19 protein-coding genes are annotated in these 19,339 nt (G+C 64.0%); 13 read left to right on the top strand and 6 right to left on the bottom strand.

Annotation, left to right across the window (positions count from 1 at the left end; translation table 11 throughout):
- Position 1 precedes the first annotated feature (1 nt).
- Positions 2-1,510 carry a glucose-6-phosphate dehydrogenase gene (gene zwf, locus ACRWQA_RS05345; RefSeq protein WP_434230525.1) on the bottom strand — a complete coding sequence of 503 codons (1,509 nt, stop codon included), beginning with the start codon at positions 1,508-1,510 and terminating at the stop codon, positions 2-4.
- A 196-nt stretch (positions 1,511-1,706) separates the two neighbouring features.
- Here zwf and ACRWQA_RS05340 point away from each other — a divergent pair, with 196 nt between their 5' ends.
- Positions 1,707-2,561 carry a MurR/RpiR family transcriptional regulator gene (locus tag ACRWQA_RS05340; RefSeq protein ID WP_263580838.1) on the top strand — a complete coding sequence of 285 codons (855 nt, stop codon included), beginning with the start codon at positions 1,707-1,709 and terminating at the stop codon, positions 2,559-2,561.
- 21 nt (positions 2,562-2,582) lie between these two features.
- Here ACRWQA_RS05340 and ACRWQA_RS05335 read toward each other — a convergent pair whose 3' ends face one another.
- The 5 genes from ACRWQA_RS05335 to ACRWQA_RS05315 all read right to left on the bottom strand — a co-directional run bounded on the left by ACRWQA_RS05335 (position 2,583) and on the right by ACRWQA_RS05315 (position 7,871).
- Positions 2,583-3,200 (bottom strand): 2-dehydro-3-deoxy-6-phosphogalactonate aldolase, encoded by a 618-nt coding sequence (locus ACRWQA_RS05335; RefSeq protein ID WP_263580839.1) that lies wholly within the window; start codon positions 3,198-3,200, stop codon positions 2,583-2,585.
- Positions 3,197-4,180, bottom strand: coding sequence for a 2-dehydro-3-deoxygalactonokinase (locus ACRWQA_RS05330; RefSeq protein WP_434230520.1), 984 nt, complete (start codon positions 4,178-4,180; stop codon positions 3,197-3,199). Before ACRWQA_RS05330 ends, ACRWQA_RS05335 begins: the two co-directional genes overlap by 4 nt.
- Before the next feature lie 11 nt (positions 4,181-4,191).
- The gene (gene dgoD / locus ACRWQA_RS05325; protein ID WP_434230518.1) at positions 4,192-5,340 is read right to left on the bottom strand and encodes a galactonate dehydratase; all 1,149 of its coding nucleotides are present in this window, start codon (positions 5,338-5,340) and stop codon (positions 4,192-4,194) included.
- The gene (locus tag ACRWQA_RS05320) at positions 5,337-6,137 is read right to left on the bottom strand and encodes a FadR/GntR family transcriptional regulator (RefSeq protein ID WP_434230515.1); all 801 of its coding nucleotides are present in this window, start codon (positions 6,135-6,137) and stop codon (positions 5,337-5,339) included. The genes dgoD and ACRWQA_RS05320 overlap by 4 nt, the downstream gene beginning before the upstream one ends.
- A gap of 135 nt (positions 6,138-6,272) precedes the next feature.
- On the bottom strand, positions 6,273-7,871 hold the full coding sequence (locus ACRWQA_RS05315) for a solute:sodium symporter family transporter (RefSeq protein ID WP_434230513.1): 1,599 nt from the start codon (positions 7,869-7,871) through the stop codon (positions 6,273-6,275).
- A 722-nt stretch (positions 7,872-8,593) separates the two neighbouring features.
- Here ACRWQA_RS05315 and ACRWQA_RS05310 point away from each other — a divergent pair.
- From ACRWQA_RS05310 to ACRWQA_RS05255, 12 genes are all read left to right on the top strand, one after another.
- The gene (locus ACRWQA_RS05310; RefSeq protein ID WP_434230511.1) at positions 8,594-9,268 is read left to right on the top strand and encodes a beta-ketoacyl synthase chain length factor; all 675 of its coding nucleotides are present in this window, start codon (positions 8,594-8,596) and stop codon (positions 9,266-9,268) included.
- Positions 9,265-10,053, top strand: a complete 789-nt coding sequence (locus tag ACRWQA_RS05305; RefSeq protein WP_446326255.1) for a lysophospholipid acyltransferase family protein — start codon at positions 9,265-9,267, stop codon at positions 10,051-10,053. Before ACRWQA_RS05310 ends, ACRWQA_RS05305 begins: the two co-directional genes overlap by 4 nt.
- A complete protein-coding gene (locus tag ACRWQA_RS05300) occupies positions 10,025-10,294 on the top strand; it encodes a phosphopantetheine-binding protein (protein WP_434230505.1) in 270 nt (89 codons plus the stop codon). Before ACRWQA_RS05305 ends, ACRWQA_RS05300 begins: the two co-directional genes overlap by 29 nt.
- The gene (locus ACRWQA_RS05295) at positions 10,284-10,550 is read left to right on the top strand and encodes an acyl carrier protein (protein WP_434230502.1); all 267 of its coding nucleotides are present in this window, start codon (positions 10,284-10,286) and stop codon (positions 10,548-10,550) included. The genes ACRWQA_RS05300 and ACRWQA_RS05295 overlap by 11 nt, the downstream gene beginning before the upstream one ends.
- 3 nt (positions 10,551-10,553) lie before the next feature.
- The gene (locus ACRWQA_RS05290; RefSeq protein WP_434230499.1) at positions 10,554-11,090 is read left to right on the top strand and encodes a COG4648 family protein; all 537 of its coding nucleotides are present in this window, start codon (positions 10,554-10,556) and stop codon (positions 11,088-11,090) included.
- A 119-nt stretch (positions 11,091-11,209) separates the two neighbouring features.
- On the top strand, positions 11,210-12,784 hold the full coding sequence (locus ACRWQA_RS05285) for an ApeI family dehydratase (protein WP_446326254.1): 1,575 nt from the start codon (positions 11,210-11,212) through the stop codon (positions 12,782-12,784).
- Positions 12,777-13,535: a glycosyltransferase family 2 protein gene (locus ACRWQA_RS05280; protein ID WP_434230493.1), complete on the top strand. Its 759-nt coding sequence runs from the start codon at positions 12,777-12,779 to the stop codon at positions 13,533-13,535. Before ACRWQA_RS05285 ends, ACRWQA_RS05280 begins: the two co-directional genes overlap by 8 nt.
- A complete protein-coding gene (locus ACRWQA_RS05275) occupies positions 13,532-14,473 on the top strand; it encodes a lysophospholipid acyltransferase family protein (protein ID WP_434230491.1) in 942 nt (313 codons plus the stop codon). Before ACRWQA_RS05280 ends, ACRWQA_RS05275 begins: the two co-directional genes overlap by 4 nt.
- Positions 14,457-16,028, top strand: coding sequence for an HAL/PAL/TAL family ammonia-lyase (locus ACRWQA_RS05270; protein ID WP_434230488.1), 1,572 nt, complete (start codon positions 14,457-14,459; stop codon positions 16,026-16,028). Before ACRWQA_RS05275 ends, ACRWQA_RS05270 begins: the two co-directional genes overlap by 17 nt.
- Positions 16,018-16,458 carry an acyl-CoA thioesterase gene (locus tag ACRWQA_RS05265; protein ID WP_434230485.1) on the top strand — a complete coding sequence of 147 codons (441 nt, stop codon included), beginning with the start codon at positions 16,018-16,020 and terminating at the stop codon, positions 16,456-16,458. The genes ACRWQA_RS05270 and ACRWQA_RS05265 overlap by 11 nt, the downstream gene beginning before the upstream one ends.
- Positions 16,458-17,015 carry a LolA family protein gene (locus tag ACRWQA_RS05260; protein ID WP_434230545.1) on the top strand — a complete coding sequence of 186 codons (558 nt, stop codon included), beginning with the start codon at positions 16,458-16,460 and terminating at the stop codon, positions 17,013-17,015. The genes ACRWQA_RS05265 and ACRWQA_RS05260 overlap by 1 nt, the downstream gene beginning before the upstream one ends.
- Positions 17,012-19,336: an MMPL family transporter gene (locus ACRWQA_RS05255; protein WP_434230483.1), complete on the top strand. Its 2,325-nt coding sequence runs from the start codon at positions 17,012-17,014 to the stop codon at positions 19,334-19,336. The genes ACRWQA_RS05260 and ACRWQA_RS05255 overlap by 4 nt, the downstream gene beginning before the upstream one ends.
- Positions 19,337-19,339: the final 3 nt, after the last annotated feature.

Genomic DNA, 19,339 nt, shown 5'->3' with positions numbered 1-19,339 from the left:
ATCAGTAGTCCTCGTACCAGCTGCGCCCATCCTGGGTGATCATGGCGATGGAGGCTACCGGCCCCCAGGAGCCGGCCGGATAGCGCCGCGGTGGCTCCCCCATTTCCTTCCAGGCGGCGATCAGGCTATCGCACCAGTGCCAGGCGTGCTCCACTTCGTCGCGGCGCACGAAAAGGTACTGCTGCCCTTTCATCACCTCGAGCAGCAATCGCTCGTAGGCATCGGGTATTCGCGTCTGGGGGAAGGCGCTGCCGAAATCCAGGTGCAACGGGCCGCGGCGCAGACGCATGCCCCGGTCCAGGCCGCTGTCCTTGGTCAGCACCTCGAGGGCGATGCCCTCGTCGGGCTGCAGGCGGATGATCAGCTTGTTGGCCGCCAGGTTGCGCTGGTCGGGGTCGAAGATATAGTGCGGCTGCTGGCGAAAATGGATGACGATCTGCGACAGCTTCTCCGGCATCCGCTTGCCGGTGCGCAGGTAGAATGGCACCCCGGCCCAGCGCCAGTTCGACACGCCGGTCTTTATGGCCACGAAGGTCTCGGTGTCGCTGTCGCGGTTGGCGCCCTCTTCCTCCAGATAGCCCGGTACGCCCTTGCCCTTGATGGTGCCGGCGATGTACTGGCCGCGCACCACGTCTCGGTTGAGCTTGATTTCGCTGAACGGCTGCAGCGCCTTGAGCACCTTGACCTTTTCGTCGCGAATGGCGTCGGCATCCAGGTTGGCCGGCGGATCCATGGCGATCAGGCAGACCAGCTGCAGCAAATGGTTCTGCACCATATCGCGCAACTGGCCGGCGCGATCGAAATAGCCCCAGCGCCCTTCGATGCCGACCTGCTCGGCGACTGTGATCTCCACATGAGAGATGTGGTTCTGGTTCCACTGGGTGCCGAACAGGGGATTGGCGAAGCGCAGCGCAATCAGGTTCTGGACGGTCTCCTTGCCCAGGTAATGATCGATGCGATAGACCTGGGCTTCCTGGAACACCTCGCCGATGGCGTCGTTGATCTCGCAGGAAGACTCGAAGTCGTAGCCGATCGGCTTCTCGACCACCACGCGGGAGAGCTCGTCGAGGCACTCACCGGCCTGTAGATTGCGGCAGATGTCGCCGTACAGGCTCGCTGGCACCGCCAGGTAGACGACCAGGGGGCAGACCACGGTGTCATGGCGCACGGCCTCACGCCACTCGGTAATGCCGCGATAGCCTTCAGGGGTGGCGAAATCGAGCTGCAGGTAATCGAGACGCGCGATGAAACGCTTGACGGCTTCGCGGTCGAGTTCCGCGGGCTTGACGTAGGTCTGCAGGGTGTCGGCAATTTGCCGACGAAAGGCATCGGACTTCAGCTCCTGGCGGGCCAGCCCCAGGATACGCGTGTCGTCATGCAGCAGGCCCTCGCGGTCGAGGTGATAGAGCGCCGGATAGAGTTTGCGCAGCGACAGGTCACCCAAGGCACCAAACAGCGCGAGATCGATGACCGGCCGACTCTCTTCCTCTGACCGCTTGGTTGCATTCATGTCCGCCCCCATCTGGTTAATTTACACAAAAAATACGTAAAAACCGACCTGCCATCAACCGATTTTTTGTAATATTACACTCGGAATCGGTTCTTCCTATACCTGGATTCGCGCCCGACCGACACTCCGCGCTAGGATAGCCGGCGATCATGTTGTTAAATCACTACATCATCATTTCAGGAGAGTCTCAACCACCATGGCCCACGACCTGCTGCAACGAATTCGGCAACGCCTCGAAGAGCTCAACCGCTCCGAGCGCAAGGTAGCAGACGTCATCCTGGCCGACCCGGCCCGGGCCACCGGCCTGAGCATCGCCAGCCTGGCCCAGGCGGCGTCGGTCAGCGAACCCACGGTCAACCGCTTCTGCCGTAACTTCCACGCCAAGGGCTATCCCGATTTCAAGATCAAGCTAGCCCAGAGCCTGGCCGGCGGCACACCCTATGTCAGCCAGTCGGTGGAGCCTGGCGATGCGGCGGCGGATTACACGCGCAAGATCTTCGGCGCCACCATCGCCGCCCTGGACGAAGCCAGCCGCACGCTCGACCCGGCCCGTATCGAGCGGATGGTGGACTACCTGATCCAGGCCAAGCAGATCCACTTCTTCGGCCTAGGGGCTTCCGGTGCCGTGGCCCAGGATGCGCAGCACAAGTTCTTTCGCTTCAACCTGCCGGTCACTTCCTACGTCGACGTGCTGATGCAGCGCATGGTCGCCTCGGCCTGCCACACCGGTGACGTGGTGGTGGTCATCTCCTGGACCGGCCGCACCCGGGAACTGGTCGACATCGCCCAACTGGCGCGCGAGAGCGGTGCCGTGGTACTGGGCATCACCGCCCCCGGATCGCCGCTGGCCGCGGAGTGCACCGAGACGCTCGAGGTGCCCACGCCGGAGGACACCGACGTCTACATGCCGATGACCTCACGCATGATCCAACTCACCCTGATCGACGTACTGGCCACCGGCGTCACCCTGCGCCGCGGCGAGGATTTCCTGCCCCACCTGAAGAAGATCAAGGATAGCCTGCGCGACACCCGCTACCCGCCCCGCGGCTGAACGCCGCGTGACGCCAATGCCTCAAGCCCCAGCCTTGCTACCGGCAGCCTGCCAGGCCGCGACCAGCGCCTGCGCCTGCCGGCCCACCTGCTCGGGTGCCTGCCCGGGGCGATAGAGGGCACTTCCCAGGCCGGCACCGCTGATACCGCCAGCACGCCAGGCGGCAAAGTCGTCGGCGCCGATGCCCCCCACGGCATAGAGTCGGGTATCGCCCGGCAGCACGGCGCGTAGCGCCTTCATCCCCTCGATGCCCACCTGGACGGCGGGAAACAGCTTGAGGCCGGTGGCACCGGCCTCAAGCGCGTCGAAGGCCTCCGATGGGGTCAGCACGCCGGGCCAGCTCTGCATGCCGAGCCGTCGCGTGGCTTCGATCACCGTCGGGCGGCAGTTGGGCGACACCACCAGGCGCCCCCCGGCGGCATGCACCTCCCGCACCTGGCCCGGGTCGAGCACGGTACCGGCGCCTACCAGCGCACGATCCCCCAGGGCGTCAACCAGGCGACGGATACTCTCCAGCGGCTCGGGCGAGTTGAGCGGCACTTCGAGCGTGGTGATGCCGGCGGCGAGTATCGCCTCGCCCACCGCTACCGCCTCGCCGGGAGTAACGCCACGTAAGATACCGATCAAAGGCAGGGTCATGAATCATCTCCTTGCAGACGTCGTTGGTCGGCCTGCGCCAGCCCCAGCCCGGCCAGCACTGCCGCTTCGCCATCGAGGCGTCGGCTGTCGTGACCCAGCGCCTCCAAGGCCAGGGCGTAGCGTGAGCACAGCGCTTGGCTGCCGATCAGGGTGACGGCTGCGCCGGACAGCTCGTGGCGCATGCCGGCGAGTTCCAGGCCGATGGTAAGCCCCGAGAGACGAGCCCCCAGGCGGGCATGCCGCGCCACCCCCCTGGGCAGCGCGTCGTCGAGCAGGTCGGCGGCACGCAGGCCGAATAGCTGCTGACCGAAGCGCCCGGGCTCGGCACTTGCCTCGCGCACCGCGGCGACGAACGCGTCGCGGCAGCCAGGCGCATCGAGTTCGGCGTCGGCCACGGAGTGCTTGAGCACCGACTGGCTCGCCAGCAGGCGATAGAGTTCGCCGGTCAGGTGGGTAGCGAAGCGTATGACCGCGCCCTCCTCCAGCCAGGCCCACTTGGCGTGAGTGCCGGGCAGGCAGACCATCCCCGAGAATCCCGGCTCCCGGGCCACCAGGCCGGCCAACTGAGTCTCCTCGCCGCGCATCACGTCGAAACCATGCCCTGCGGGGTCGGCATGCTGGCAGAGCCCAGGCAGCAGGCGCACGTCCAGGCGCGGCTCGTTAACCACAGGCGCCACGGCGGCCTTCGCCAGCTCGCCCAGGCCCACCGGCACCGGCAGGTAGGCCGCCTCCTGCCAGCCCTGGCGGGCACCGGCCATGCCGCAGACCCACACCGGCACGCGGCCGGAAGCGGGCAACCAGTCACCGATCGTCTCGAGCAGCGCGGGCTCATAGCCCTCGGCTGCCAGAGCCAGCATGCCCTTGTCACTGCTGCCCCGAGACAGTACCTCTCCGCGCCCGTCCACGGCCCAGGCGCGCAGGTTGCTCGAGCCCCAGTCCACGGCGATCCACGCCAGCCGCTTACGCACCTCCTCGCTCATGGCCACTCTCCTCACCACTCGGCGATGGAGCCGTCTTCATGGCTCCATACCGGGTTGCGCCAGCGGTGTCCCACTTTGGCCCGCTCCTCGACGAATGCCTCGTCGATCTCCACACCGAGTCCCGGTCCTTGGGGAATGGCACAGAAGCCCTCCTCGATGGCCAGCGCCGACTTGTCGACCAGATAGTCGAGCACGTCATTGTCCTGGTTGTAGTGAATGCCCATGCTCTGCTCCTGGATGAAGGCGTTATGGCTCACCGCATCCAGCTGCAGCGAGGCCGCCAGGGTCAACGGGCCGAGCGGGCAGTGCGGCGCCAGGGCCACGTCGTGGGCCGAAGCCAAGGCGGCGATCTTCAGCCCCTCGCTGATGCCGCCGCAATGGGAGAGGTCGGGCTGAATGATGTCGATCATGCCGTCGGCGAGCAGGTCGCGGAACTCGAAGCGGGTGTGCAGCCGCTCGCCGGTGGCCAGCGGATAGCCGAGGCCACCGGCGATGTGCTTGAGCGCCGGCAGATGCTCGGGGGCCACCGGCTCCTCGACGAACATGGGATGGAACGGTTCCAGTTCACGCAACAGCGCCTTGGCCATGGGGCGATGCACCCGGCCGTGGAAGTCGATGCCGATGCCCACCTCAGGGCCCACCGCCTCGCGAGCCTCGGCCACCCGCGCCACCGCCTCGTCGACCTTGCGGTGCGAGTCGACGATCTGCATCTCGGCGGTACCGTTCATCTTGAAGGCGGTGAAGCCACGTTCGACCAGCGCCCGGGCCCCGGCCCCCACCTCGCCGGGGCGATCGCCGCCGGTCCAGGCGTACATGCGCATGCGCTCGCGCACGGCGCCGCCCAGCAGTTGATGCACCGGCACGCCCAGGTCGCGCCCCTTGAGGTCCCACAGCGCCTGGTCGATGCCGGCGATGGCGCTCATCAGGATGGGGCCGCCGCGATAGAAACCGGCACGGTAGAGCGTATTCCACAGGTGCTCGATGCGGTGCGGGTCCTGGCCGACCAGGTAATCGGCAAGCTCGTGCACCGCCGCCTCCACCGTGGCGGCGCGGCCTTCGATGACCGGCTCGCCCCAGCCGTAGCAGCCGCTGTCGGTCTCGATCTTGAGGAACAGCCAGCGCGGCGGTACCTGCCAGGTCTTGAGTCGAGTGATCTTCATTCGGAACGCTCCTTGGCATGAACAGGGAATTCGGCTAGCGACGCCGGGACGGATCCAGTCTCTGCGCCGGCGACGATGCCCAGGTCGACGGCGGTACGCCGCAGCACATCGGTGGCGGCCGCCTCGGCTGCGTCCGCGTCGCGGTGACGGATTGCCTCGAGCAGCCGACCATGGCGCGCCAGGCTGTCCTTCAGGCCGTCTCGCTGAGGCGGTAGATGGGCCTGGGAGCGCTGGATCAGGGCAACGATCGAGGGTCTCAGCAAATGGCCCATCTGGCGCCACACCAGGTTGTGGCTGGCGCGGTAGATGGCGTCGTGAAAGGCCACGTCGTGCTCCGCATGCTGCGCGCTGACTTCCGGCCTGCCGGCGGTATGCTGCATGCCCTGGTAGGCCGTTTCCAGGCGCTCGAGGTCCTCCGCTTCGGCAGCGCGGGCAGCCAGGCGGGCGACGGCCGGTTCCGCCGAATAACGAAAGGCGAAGATCTCGCGCAATAGCTGGGGATCGGGCGCTTCGATATCGGCCATCCACGTGCTGACCAGCGGATCGAGCAGATGCCATTCGCCAATCTCGCAGACCACGCTGCCGCGCCCCGCTGTGCGCTCGATCAGACCGAGGGCAACCAGAGTCGCCAGGGCATTGCGCACCTGGTTGCGGCTGACCTCGAAATGCTCGCAGAGGTCGCGTTCGCGGGGAAACGTCTCGCCGGGGTGCCAGTGACCCGCCAACAGCGCCTGACCCAGCAATCTGGCCAGGCCATCGGCACCGCCGTGATGACGTGGCAGCGAAGCCAGTGTCATTGCAGTCCTCCCGAGAAAGATCCTGATGATGACGTGGTGCAGCGACTATAGAACAATGCCGCCGCAAATGTCAGACATTTGCCGTCACAAATAAAAAAGAGGCGAGCCTGACGACCCGCCTCTACGCGCGCAGCCTCAACCGCCGGCGAAGGTGGCGTAGATGATGACCACCAGCACCACCAGCAAGAGCCCCACGGGCACGGCGCCACGCCAGGGCGTGAGATCGACGGCGCCGCTGTCCTCGTGCACCCAGTCGGTCTCGCGCGGACGCAGCTTGCCGATCACCAGCATCAGGACGACCAGCAGCACAAACACGCCGGCCACGAAGTGGAACTCGTGCATGACCAGCGGAAGCCGATCGAACGGCGGCACGAAATAGCCCGCGGCAATCAGCAGGCAGCCGCCAACCAGGGCAATCTTGGCCGCCATGGGCGGCACCCGCTTGGTGAGCAGGCCGACGATCACTACCGCGAGGATGGGGATGAAATAAATGGCGTTCATCTTCTGCAGGTAGCCGAACAGGCTCTCCTGACCGGCCAGAAGCGGCGCGATGGTCATGGTGACGATGGCCATGATCCAGCCGAACACCTTGCCCGACCTGACCACCTGCTCTTCGCTGGCCTCCTTGTTGAGCACGCATTTATAGAGCCCCAGGCTGAAGATAGTGGTGGTACTGTTCAGCGCCGAGTTGAACGACGACAGGATGGCGCCCACCATCACCGCGGCGAAGAAGCCGGTGAGATAGGGCGGCAGCACGTTGAACACCAGGTGACCGTAGGCCTCGTCGGCCTGAACGCCCTGATCGGCATAGAGGTGGTAGGCGATGATGCCCGGCAGCACCAGGTACAGCGGGCCAAGCAGCTTGAAAAAGCCCGTCAGCAGGACGCCCTTCTGGCCCTCGGCGAGGTTCTTGGCGGCAAAGGTACGCTGGATGATCTGCTGGTTGGTGGTCCAGTAGAAGAGGTTGATCAGGAACACGCCGGTAAAGAGGGTGGAGAACGGTACCTGCTGTTCGGAGCCGCCGATCGAGTTGAGCTTTTGCGGATCGCTCTCCTTGAGGATATTCCAGCCTTCGAGCAGGCCGCCGTCGTCGCTGACCGCCTGCAGGCCAAAGTAGACAATGACGAAGCCGCCGACCAATAGCCCGACACCGTTCAGTGTGTCCGACACGGCAACGGTGCGCAGCCCGCCGAACAGGGCGTAGATGGAGCCGATGATTCCCACCACCCAGACAGTAAGCCACAGCAGCAGCGTCGACGATTCGATCCCGGTCAGGCCGGAGAGATCGAGCATGCCCTGCAGCCCCATGGCGCCGGAGTAGAGAATGATCGGCAGCAGGATCACCGCATAGGCGATCAGGAAGATGATGTTGCAGATCAGTTGGGTACCGGCGTCGAAGCGGATCAATAACATTTGCGGCAAAGTGGCGATGCCGCTGCGCAAGAAACGCGGCAGGAAGAACAGCGCCAGGGCGACCAGGGCGATGACCGCCACCACCTCCCAGGCCATTACGCTCAGGCCATCGCTGAAGGCCGCCCCGTTGAGCCCCACCATCTGCTCGGTGGAGAGGTTGGTCATCAACAGCGAGCCGGCGATCAGAGGAAAGGTCAACGAGCGGCCGGCAAGGAAATAGCCACTGGTACTCTCATGATCGTCGCGTCGGGTCAGGCGCCAGGTGATGAGGGCCACCAGGCCGGTAAAGAACAGGAACGACAACAGGGTCAAGGCATGCATGCAGGTACACTCCCTTGCGGACAGCGAGCAATCCGTTGCGTCAGCAAAATGTCTGACATTGATGAATTCACTACATTCTAGGCAAACGAAGCGCCTGATACATGCGCCTTTAGTCTAATAACCTATATAAAATTAAGTAAATTTACCTAAAACAGCCGATACGCCCCCCCCTGCGCTTCGGCTCTGTCACGGCCGGGAAATAGACAGGCAGCACTCTTTCCCGCACAAATCTCATGAGCACTGGATACGCACATCAACCAAAACCCTGCCTGAACTAATAACCTGAAGAGTTATGTGACTCTAGGCACTCAAAGGTTACTTAATAATTTGCCGCGCATGCTTTATCTTTAGCTTAGACAGCGATACTCCGACTTTGCCGTGCACCGGTTAATCATCTTTCCTACTTCACTTGGGCACAATCACAAGCCGATAGAACTTCTTCAATTTATAGCATTAAGAACAGAACTCTGAATTGAGCCACGCCGGGAGCGCCCTCGCCCCAACCTCATCAGCCGCGCCTTAGCATTGAAAAACCTACGGAATGTTATCGAACCCTTAAATCAGCTTTACATGATTCAAAGCAGGCACAGACTTAAGCGTGGCGAACCTCGGATAGCGCAATATTGTGCATTTTTCAGCACGAATCCCATGACTCCCTTTTTGTAACCTCGCTTTCACAGATCACGCGATTGAGCTAAAATCCGTTCTTTTGCGCATGGTCCGTGAGCATAGTGTCCTTTTCTCTATATCTCGAAGACTGGCGGGGATGGCTTGCCGAAGAGGTCGTTGCCATCAGCCCGAGCCAACGAATCTCGGCTCAGCCAGGAAAAAGCCTGCCGGCCATGCTGCGACGGCGCCTCGACGATACCGGGCGCGCCACCTGCGAGATCTTCGGCGAACTGGATCCGGAAGCGGACCTACCGTTGGTACACGCTTCCCGACATGGCGATACCACCCATACCCTGGGCATGCTCGAAGTACTGGAGAGTGGCGAGGCCATCTCCCCGACACGCTTTTCCATGTCGGTTCACAACGCAGTTCTGGGTGTCCACTCCATTTCGTGCGCTCATCGTCGCCCCTTGCAGGCACTGGGCGCCTGTGGCGACGAGTTCGACGCCGTTCTGCACGAGGCCCGGGGGTATCTCATGGAAGGTCACCGGGCCGTCGTCGCGGTTCTCTCGGAAGGGCCGCTGCCCTCGGCTTACCGGGGGCGTACAGAGCACCCGGGTACCGCCTGCGCTATCGGCATGCGACTGACGCTGGATCGAGGGCGAATGCTCACCGCCTCTGATCAGGCAGGCTGCTCCCGTCCCTCTCCACTCGACGTCATGGCTTGGCTGAGCGGTGACAGCCCCTTCCTCGCCGGTCGGCAGCGGTGGCAACTGGGTGCGGAATGAACGTGAACAGATGGTGGCGCGGCCTGGGCACAGCTCTTTCCTTCATTGCCTTCGGCATCGGCGGCCTGTTCATCGGCTTGGTGGTCGCCCCCCTATTGAGCCTTTGCGTGCGCGACAACGAGCGACGCCATTATCTGGCGAGATGCCTCATTCAGCGCTGCTTCCGGTGTTTCATCAACCTGATGCAAGGCCTCGGCGTGCTCGATTATCGCCTCGACCATCAGGAACGACTGCAACGCCCCGGCCTGCTGGTGCTGGCCAACCATCCCTCGCTGATCGATGTCATCTTTCTGCTGGCGCACATGCCCCATGCCAACTGCATCGTCAAGGGACGGCTGGCCAACAATCCGTTTACACGCGGACCGGTCCGCGCGGCAGGTTATATCACCAACAGCGAGCCCGAAGCGGTGCTGGAAGCTGCCGGGGAGAGCCTCAGGAAAGGCCACTCGTTGATTCTCTTTCCAGAAGGCACCCGCACCAAGCCGCAGCGCCCGATCAAGTTCAGGCGCGGGGGAGCCAATATCGCACTGCGCACGGGAACGAAGATCACGCCGGTACTGATAAGCTGTACTCCCACCACACTGACCAAGGGCGAGCCTTGGTACCATATCCCGGCGAGCAGGGTACGGATGGAACTGCGCGTTCTCGACGACCTGCCTCTCAACGACGACAAACAACAGCCGACCGGGCAGCTCGCCAGACAACTGACACAACGGCTGAGCGATCACTTCAACAGGGAATTGGAACGATTTCATCATGAACAAGACATGCGACCTGACACTTGAACTCAAGCGCCTGATCATCGACACGCTGGAGCTCGAGGACATCACTCCCGGGGACATTGATGCTGAAGCCCCGCTGTTCGGCGATGGGCTGGGGCTCGATTCCATCGACGCTCTCGAGCTCGGCTTGGCACTGCAAAAACGCTACGGCATCAAGCTGGACGCCGAAGCCGAGGAAACCCGTCATCATTTCTCCAGCCTGAATGCCCTGCATTCACTCGTGGAGGCCCGTCGTGTCAACTGATATCGCCGCCGGTAATCGCACCGCAATATTGACCCATGTGCGCAAGACCCTGGTCGAACTGTTCGACCTCGACGCCGCTGACATCACCCCCGAAGCGCGACTCTACGAGGACCTCGATATCGACAGCATCGATGCCGTGGATCTGGTCGTCGAGCTCAAGCAGTTCACCGGCCGGCGCATCAACCCGGACGACTTCAAATCGGTGCGTACGATCGATGACGTGGTCAATGCCGTCGAACGCCTGATGCAACGCTGAGCGATGCCGAGACAAGCGATCAAGTGGCTCGGCATCGGCACGGCACTCGCCTGGCCGGTACTGGTCTTCGTCCTGCATGACCGCCTGGGTAGCTGGCCACTGTTGGCGATCGGTGCCTTACTTCTCGCCTGGCGAATGCCGCAGGCTCGCTATCTTGCCACCTTGGCGGCGGCACTGCTGCTTGCGCTGGGAGGCTTGGGGCATGCCGAACTCGGCATGCGTGCCTATCCCGTCGCCGTCAGCGTCGTCATGCTGATCACCTTCCTGTCCAGCCTGTGGCAGGGCATGCCGATCGTAGAGCGCCTGGCGCGCCTGCGCGAACCCGATCTGTCACCGGCCGGAATACGCTATACCCGCCGGGCCACCTGGGCATGGTGCGGTTTCTTCGTCTTCAACGGCACCATCGCCAGCTGGACAGCCCTGTATGCCGACCTGGCGACCTGGACGCTGTACAACGGTGCCATCAGCTACATCCTGATCGCCATGATGTTTACCGGTGAATGGCTGCTGCGTCACCGGTTGCGAAGGAGTCTTTCGTGACATTCGTCCCGCTAACACGACTGCCCTGGCGTAGAGCGAACACGAACCGCCACTCACTCCCTAGTCACTGGGCCGATTCGTTCTCGCTCATCCAGCGTATCGATGCTTGGCATCGCTGGTTGGCCAGTCAACCCGCTGGCCATTGGCTGCTCTGTCAGCGTAATCCCGAGGAATTTTGCGCGGGGCTGGCGGCGCTGTGGGAAAGCGGTCGTATCGCAGTGCTGCCGGCCGACGATCGCCCCGCAACGCTGGAACGGCTAGCCGCGGAGGTCGACGGCACACTGCCCGAGACTCCTGGAGAGCAGCGCGTCAATGAGGCCACTGCTCCCGCCATCCCCGAGTCGCTTTCTCCCGCCGCCACGGCATTCGTGCTGTACACCTCCGGCTCCACCGGCGACCCCGTACGACTGGTCAAGCGTTTCGATCAGCTCGATGCGGAACTGGCCGCCCATGCCGAGCTGTGGCCCTTGGCCGACAGCGGTGTCATCTCGCAGGTCAGCCACCAGCACATCTATGGATTGCTTACCGGCGTGCTGCACCCCTTGTGTGCCGGCGTTCCTTTCTGTGGCGACGAGTGCCGTTATCCCGAAGTGCTGGCCGTACGCCTACAGGAAGCTGGCGATGCCGGCCTCGCGCCAGTAGTGGTGAGCTCTCCCGCCCAGCTTTCACGTCTGCCGGAGCATCTCCCGTGGAACGGCTTACCCCGACCCAGTCGCGTGTTCTCCTCCGGAGCCCCGCTCGCGACAGAACATGCCCGGCGTGCCGAGAGCCTGCTGCACGCACCTGTGATCGAGATTTATGGCAGTACCGAGACCGGGGGAATCGCCCAGCGCCGGCAAACGCAGGGCTCTAATTGGCAGGCCCTGCCCGGTGTGGAGCTATCGATCGTGGACGAACGCCTGACGCTGCGCTCGCCGTTTCTGGAGGACCCACAAGGCTGGTGGCAACAGCCCGACCGTGTAGCGCCGGCAGCCGCCGGCTTCGAGCTACTGGGGCGCGCCGATCGGCTGGTAAAGATCGCCGGCAAACGCGTCTCGCTGGATCATATCGAGCAGAGCCTCGCCGCCCTGCCGGAAGTCAGTGAGGCTCGCTGTATCGATCTCGATCGCTCCGATGGACGCCTGGGGGCCGTGGTCGCGCTGCGCGATGCATGCATACCGCACCGGCACGATACCCGCCATGAACTGATTCAGCGTCTGCGAACGCACTTGTCGGGTCATCTGGAGCGCGTCGCCATTCCGCGCTACTGGCGCTTCGTCGAAGCCCTGCCAAGCAATGCCCAGGGCAAGCTCGACCGTGGTCTGGTCGACCGGCTGTTCGCCGATCTCGACGACACCAAGACACCACGCTGGCTGGGCGAGCGCCGCCCGGATCCCGCTACCTGCCTCTTGACCCTGGAAGTGCCGGAACGGCTGGTCTTTCTCGAAGGACACTTCGAAGAGTACCCGCTGGTGCCAGGCGTGGTCATGGTGCAATGGGCCATCGAACTCGCCAACGACAGCTTCGGTGAGACAGGCGAGTTCAAGGGTATCGAGCGCTTGAAGTTCCAGCGTGTGTTACGCCCGGGCTCGCGCTTCACGCTGCAGTTGACGCGTCGCGATGACGGCATCGCTTTCGCCATCGACTCGCACGAGGGCCGCCATTGCGCCGGGCATGTGCGCCTGCTGACCCGGCCCGGAGGGGGCCATGGCTGAGGCGCGTCCCTGCATCCTGATTCCGGTCTATAACCATCCCACCACGATCGGCCCACTATGTGACGAACTGGCCGCCCTGGGGCTTCCGCTGCTGCTGGTGGATGATGGCTGTGATGCCGAATGCGCGGCCGAACTCGACCGCCTCGCCGGAAAGGGACATCACCTGCTGCGCCTGACCACCAACCAGGGCAAGGGTGCAGCGGTGCGAGCCGGACTCGAACAGGCCCAGCGTTTCGGGTACACCCATGCCTTGCAGGTGGATGCCGACGGCCAGCATGCCTGCGAGGACCTGCCGGCCTTTCTTGCCGAACTGGAGTCGGCTCCCGAAACGTTGGTGGTCGGTTACCCGCGCTATGATGCCAGCGTTCCACGGGCACGCTTCTATGGCCGTTATGCGACCCATGTGTGGGTGTGGATCAATACCCTGTCACTGGAAATCCGCGACTCCATGTGCGGCGTCAGGCTCTACCCGGTCGCGGCGCTCAACCGTCTGCTGGCACGCCACCCCTGCGGCAACCGCATGACCTTCGACACCGAGGTACTGGTGCGTTGGCACTGGGCTGGCGGTGCCCTGACGCAGCGCCCCGTACGGGTACACTACCCACGCGATGGCATAAGCCACTTCGCGCTGTGGCGCGACAATCGCCAGATCTCCATGATGCATACCCGCCTGTTCTTCGGCATGATGCTACGACTGCCCCGTCTACTGGCTCGACGTCTGCGAAGAATACCTGCAGAGGAGGGCTCATGAATCGCCATTGGGCCCGGATCGGTGAGCGCGGCACCATTGCCGGCATGACCCTGATGGTGTCGATACAGCACCACTTGGGACGCTGGCCCTTCAGGCTCGTGCTATGGCCGGTCATGCTGTGGTACTTCCTGGCGCATGCCACGGCGCGACAGGCCTCCCAGTCCTATCTACAGCGCCTCTATCCTCATCTCGTGCAACGACCGCTCGCCCGCTGGTGGCACAGCTATCGCCACTTCCTCGCCTTCGGCGATGCGCTGATGGACAAGGTCGCGGCGTGGAGCGGGGATATCGCCGACGAGCGCCTGACCGGCACGGGCATCGAACGATTCAGTGCCGCCATCGAAGGCGGCCGGGGCGGCCTGATCCTGGTCGCTCACCACGGCAACCTCGATGTGGTCAACGCCATCGCCGAGCGGCACCCGGGGCTCGAACTGACGGTGATGATGCATACCCGCAACGCACGCAAGTTCAATGCGCTGCTGGAGCGCGTCACCGGCCGACCCCGCCCGCATGTGCTCGAAGTCAGCGAGATCACGCCGGCCACCGCCCAGGCGCTGGCCGAACGCATTCACACCGGCGGTTATGTGGTCATCGCCGCCGACCGTCTTTCCCTGTCGGAGGGGAGAACGCGGAGTCTCGAGTTCCTCGGCGATCACGCCAGATTTCCCGAAGGCCCGTTCTGGCTTGCCACGTTGCTGCGCTGCCCGCTGTACACCCTCGCCTGCGTACGCGAGGGTGACAGGTTTCGGATCGACTTCGAGGCCCTCGACGACACCGGGGAACTGCCACGCCGTCAGCGCGAGGCATGGATTGCCGACACCATGCAGCGTCATGCCGACCACTTGGCCGAGCGCGTTCGGCGTCATCCCCTGCAATGGTTCAATTTCTATCCGTTCTGGATGAACGACACTGGATACCTTCATGACGACTCTCCATGACCCACTTGCCGGTCCCATCATCAGCGAACCGCTCACGCTGGATGGCTCGATCGTCACTCTCGAGGACGTACTGGCCGTTGCCGAAGGCCGACGTCGCGTCGTGCTGTCGTCAGCCCCCAAATTCCGTGAGCGCATCGCCCGCGGCAATGCGTTTCTCGAACGCCTGCTGGAGGAAGATGGCGTGGTCTATGGCGTCACCACCGGCTACGGCGACTCCTGCACCCGCGAAGTGCCGACCTCCGACCTGGAACAGTTGCCGCGCCAGCTGTATACCTTTCACGGCTGTGGCCTGGGCGAGGTGCTGTCGGTGGAAGCCGCGCGAGCCGTGGTCATGGTGCGCCTGGTATCGTTGTGCCGCGGTGTCTCCGGGGTCAGCCTCGAACTCCTGGAACGCCTGGCCTGGCTGCTCGAGCACGATATCGTGCCAGTCATTCCCGAGGAGGGCTCGGTAGGGGCCAGCGGCGATCTGACGCCGCTGTCGTACTTGGCTGCGGTACTTTGTGGCGAGCGTGAGGTGTTCGACCAAGGCCAACGCCGCGCGACCTCTGAGGTCTTTGCCGAACGTGGCCTGGAGCCCTATAGGTTGAAGCCCAAGGAAGGTCTGGCACTGATGAACGGAACCGCTGTAATGACTGCGCTGGGCGTGTTCGCCTTCGCCCGGGCCACCTATCTGGCGCTGCTTGCCACACGCATCACGGCACTGTCGGTGCATGCACTGGACGGCAATCCCTACCACTTCGATGCCGACCTGTTCGCCGCCAAGCCGCATCCCGGCCAGAATCGCGTGGCCGAGCGTCTGCGCAACGACCTGCATGCTCCCGAGACGCCACGCAACTCACCCCGCCTGCAGGACCGTTACTCGACACGCTGCGCACCGCACGTGATCGGCGTAGTGGAAGACGCCCTGCCCTGGTGGCGCCAGTTTCTCGAGAACGAGCTCAATAGCGCCAACGACAATCCGTTGATCGACGCCGAGCACGGCAAGGTCATGCACGGCGGTCATTTCTACGGCGGCCATGTCGCCTTCGTCTTGGACAGTCTCAAGCAGGCCTGCGCCAACCTGGCCGACCTGCTCGACCGCCAGCTGGCGCTGCTGGTCGACACCCGCTTCAATCATGGCCTGCCCAGCAACCTGAGTGGCGCCGCCCCCGAGCGGGCCAGCCTCAACCATGGTTACAAGGCCGTGCAGATCGGCGCTTCGGCGTGGACCGCCGAAGCGCTCAAACTGACCATGCCGGCCAGCGTCTTCTCGCGCTCCACGGAGTGTCACAACCAGGACAAGGTCAGCATGGGGACCATCGCCGCTCGCGATGCCCTGCGTGTACTGACTCTCGTCGAACAGGTCGCCGCCGCCACGCTGCACGCCACCTGCCAGGCCGTCGAACTGCGAAGCCATCTTGCCGATGCGCCCCCGCTTCCCGAGCGCCTGGCCGGCTTTCTCGATGCCTGTCGGGAGATTTTTCCGGCCTTGGGCGAAGATCGCGCCCTTGAATCCGAACTGCGCACCCTGTGCGACCTGATTCGCCAACGCCGCTGGAGCCTGTATGACGCCTGACGACCGCCCGCTGCCGAGCGGCGAAACCGAGCTGACGATACCCTTCCATGATGTCGACATGATGCAGGTGGCCTGGCACGGCCACTATGTGCGGTATCTGGAAATCGCCCGCTGCGAGTTGCTCGACGCCATCGATTACAACTATCCACAGATGCAGGCCTCGGGGTTTGCCTGGCCAGTGATCGACTTGCGCCTGCGCTATGCCGCCCCGATAACCTTCGCTCAGCGGATCGTCATCGAGGCACGCATGAGCGAATGGGAACATCGGCTCAAGATCGACTACACCATCCGCGATGCCGAAACGCGCAAGCGCCTGACCCGGGCCTGGAGCGTGCAGGTCGCGGTGGGGCTGGACGACCACGAGATGCGCCTGGTGTCGCCACCGCCGCTGGTCGAGCGGCTACTCGCCTGGCAGGAGGCCAATTCGTGATGCGTCATCTCTTACGGCGTATGTGTGCCGCCCTGTGCCTGCTCACCCCCGCCGCGGTATGGGCGACGCCGAGTGACGATGCGCTTGCCGAGCGCCTGGCCACCCATGCCCCGCAATGCGGCCGTTTCGAGCAGTCTCGCTGGCTGGCCGATCTCGACACACGACTGGATAGCCGCGGCCATTTCCAACGCCGCGAAGACGGCCTCGTCTGGCAGACGACAGCGCCAGTGAATGATCGCGTGGTCCTGAGTGAAGGCAACGACGATCTGCCGCGAGGCTTTCAGGTCATCGCCCCGGTCTTCTCCGGTCTCGTGTCCGGCGACTGGCGGGCCTTGGAGAGCCACTTCACGATCGAACTCAGCGGCGAGTTGGAAGAGTGGCAGGCCAGCCTGACGCCCAACGAGACGACGGTTGCCGAACGACTCGCGCAACTGCGGGTGAGCGGCAACCGACAGGTGGAGCGAGTCGAGCTCGAGTTCACCGACGGTGACCGGCTCGACCTGACCCTGACACCGACCGCTTGTGAAGAACTCGATGAGGGTGATTCCGCGCCGTGAGCGATGCGCAACGTTCCAATCGAGTCGAATGGCTCGCCGCCTGGGGCTGGGCCGGGCTGTTGCTGGGCTGCGCCATACTGCTGGCCGGTTTACTGAGCCAGGGAAGACCGCTGGATACCCGTATTACCGCGCTGCTTCCAGAAACCCACCAGGCGGACCTGATCGAACGGGCCGAGCGGCGCCTGACCCAGGCCTTCGAGGACCACTTCGTTCTGCTGGTCAGCGGCGAGTCTCCGGATCGGTTGGTCAGTGATCTGAAAGCCCGCCTACGGGAATCCGCCAGCATCGGTAGCTTCGACGATACCGACTTGGAACGGCCCGACAGCGCCTTGGCGCCGTACCGCTATCGCCTGCTGGCCGAGCCCCTCGCCAGCGCCGATAGCGAGACCTGGGTGCGACGCGGCCTGACGCGGCTGTTCACCCCTGGCAGCGATGCCGACCCGCGGCGCGATCCTTTCGGCCTGCTCGATGCCTGGCTGGAACAACGCTTCGACACTCCCGTCCGCTTGGTCGATGGCCTACCTGCCGTCAACGAGGGCGGAAAACACTGGTTCATCGTCAGCGGCCAGCTCTCCGCCAGCCCCTACGACATGGCCTTGCAACAGCGACTTGCCACGGCGCTGTCGCGCTTTCACGCTGTTCATCCCGAGGCCGAATTGTTGCGCAGCGGCCTGGTATTCCATGCCGCCGCGGGGGCGCAACAGGCCAAACGGGAAATCTCCACCATCGGGCTGGGGTCGCTGCTGGGTATCGGCTTGCTGCTGTGGATCACGTTTCGACGCGCTGCGATCCTCGCCAGCCTGTTGCTGCCGGTCGCCTGCGGCGTGCTGTTCGCACTGCCACTGACCTGGCTGCTGTTCGGCACGCTCAACCTGCTCACGTTGGCGTTCGGTGCCAGCTTGATCGGCATCGCGGTCGACTATGCCCTGCACCTGCAGTGCGCTCGCCAACTGACGCCCAAGCAACCGCTGGCACGCCTCTGGCCCGGTCTACTGCTAGGTCTGGTGTCCAGCCTGGCTGCCTATCTCGCCCAGCTAGCCACTCCCATGCCGGGGCTGCGCCAGATGGCCACCTTCGCCGCGTTGGGATTGATCGGCGCGTGGCTGACCGTGCGGCTGTGGCTACCATGGTTTTCCCCGCGTCCTCATCCCATGACAGTAAACCTAGCGACTCGGCTGAACAGGTTGCGTCTGCCGTCTCGAGCGCCCTATCGCTGGTGCCTGCTGGCCATGCTGGGGTTAGGCGCGGGGCTATTGATTCTCACACGCCTGGCAGCCAGCGACGACCTGCGTCAGCTCAACCCTTCGCCCGCCGAATTGATCGCCGAGCAGCAGCGCGTACAGGCCTTACTGGAACGCCCGTCCGGCAACCGCTACCTGGTCGTCACCGCCGATCACGAAGCCGAGTTACTGGAGCGACTGGAAGCCCTGGAAGCCCCCCTCGCGGAGCTGCAGGCACAGGGACATCTATCCCACTATCGGCATCTCGCCCAGGCGGTACCCTCGCCAGCAACCCAACGAGCCAACCTGGAACGGGTGCGCCGGGCCTATGCCACCGCCCTGCCCGAATTGACTGCCCAAGCCGGCCTACCTCCTGCGCTGCGGGAGACCGCTCTCGAACCGCTACGCGCGGTACCGCAGATGACTCTCGATCATTGGTTAAAGATGCCGGCGGGACGTGCCGATAACAGGCTGTGGCTCGGCGATGACTCCACACAAGACAGCGCGACTCCCCAACTGGCCGCCCTGGTCGCACTGGGCGATGCTGATGGGGTCGCGCAAGAAGCGCTCGGCCGGCTCGCGACGTCAGCGCATGTCCAGTACCAGGATCGGGTGGCAACGCTCTCGAAGCATTTGGCACGGCTGCGCGACCAGATCGCCCTATGGTTGGCGGTTGCCGTAGTGGGGTTGGCGCTACTGTTCGGCTGGCGCTATCGGCTTCGGGCCTGGCGTGTACTGCTGCCCCCACTGGGAGCGGTGGTCGCGACGCTGGCCTTGTTCAGCGCGCTGAAAATCGGCCTGACGCTGTTTCATCTACTGGGGCTGCTGCTGGTACTGGGCATCGGCCTCGACGCCGGCATTTTCAGCACCGAGCATCCCGACAGTCCGGCGGCCTGGCTGGCGATAAGCCTGTCCTGCGCATCGAGCCTGTTGGCCTTCGGCTTGTTGTCCTTCAGCGCCACACCGGCATTGCACTATCTCGGCCTGACCTGCCTCATCGGGCTCGCCACCACCTGGGCCTTGGTGCCCTTCGCCAGGGCGGAGACCGATCGGCGCATTTCCGCACCTGAACACGGCCATGATGGCCAACAGGAGACATGACTG

The sequence above is a fragment of the Billgrantia sp. C5P2 genome (genome assembly GCF_051062895.2).
The sequence above is the reverse complement of the archived record's forward strand: the minus strand, read 5'-3'. Positions and strand labels throughout refer to the sequence as shown.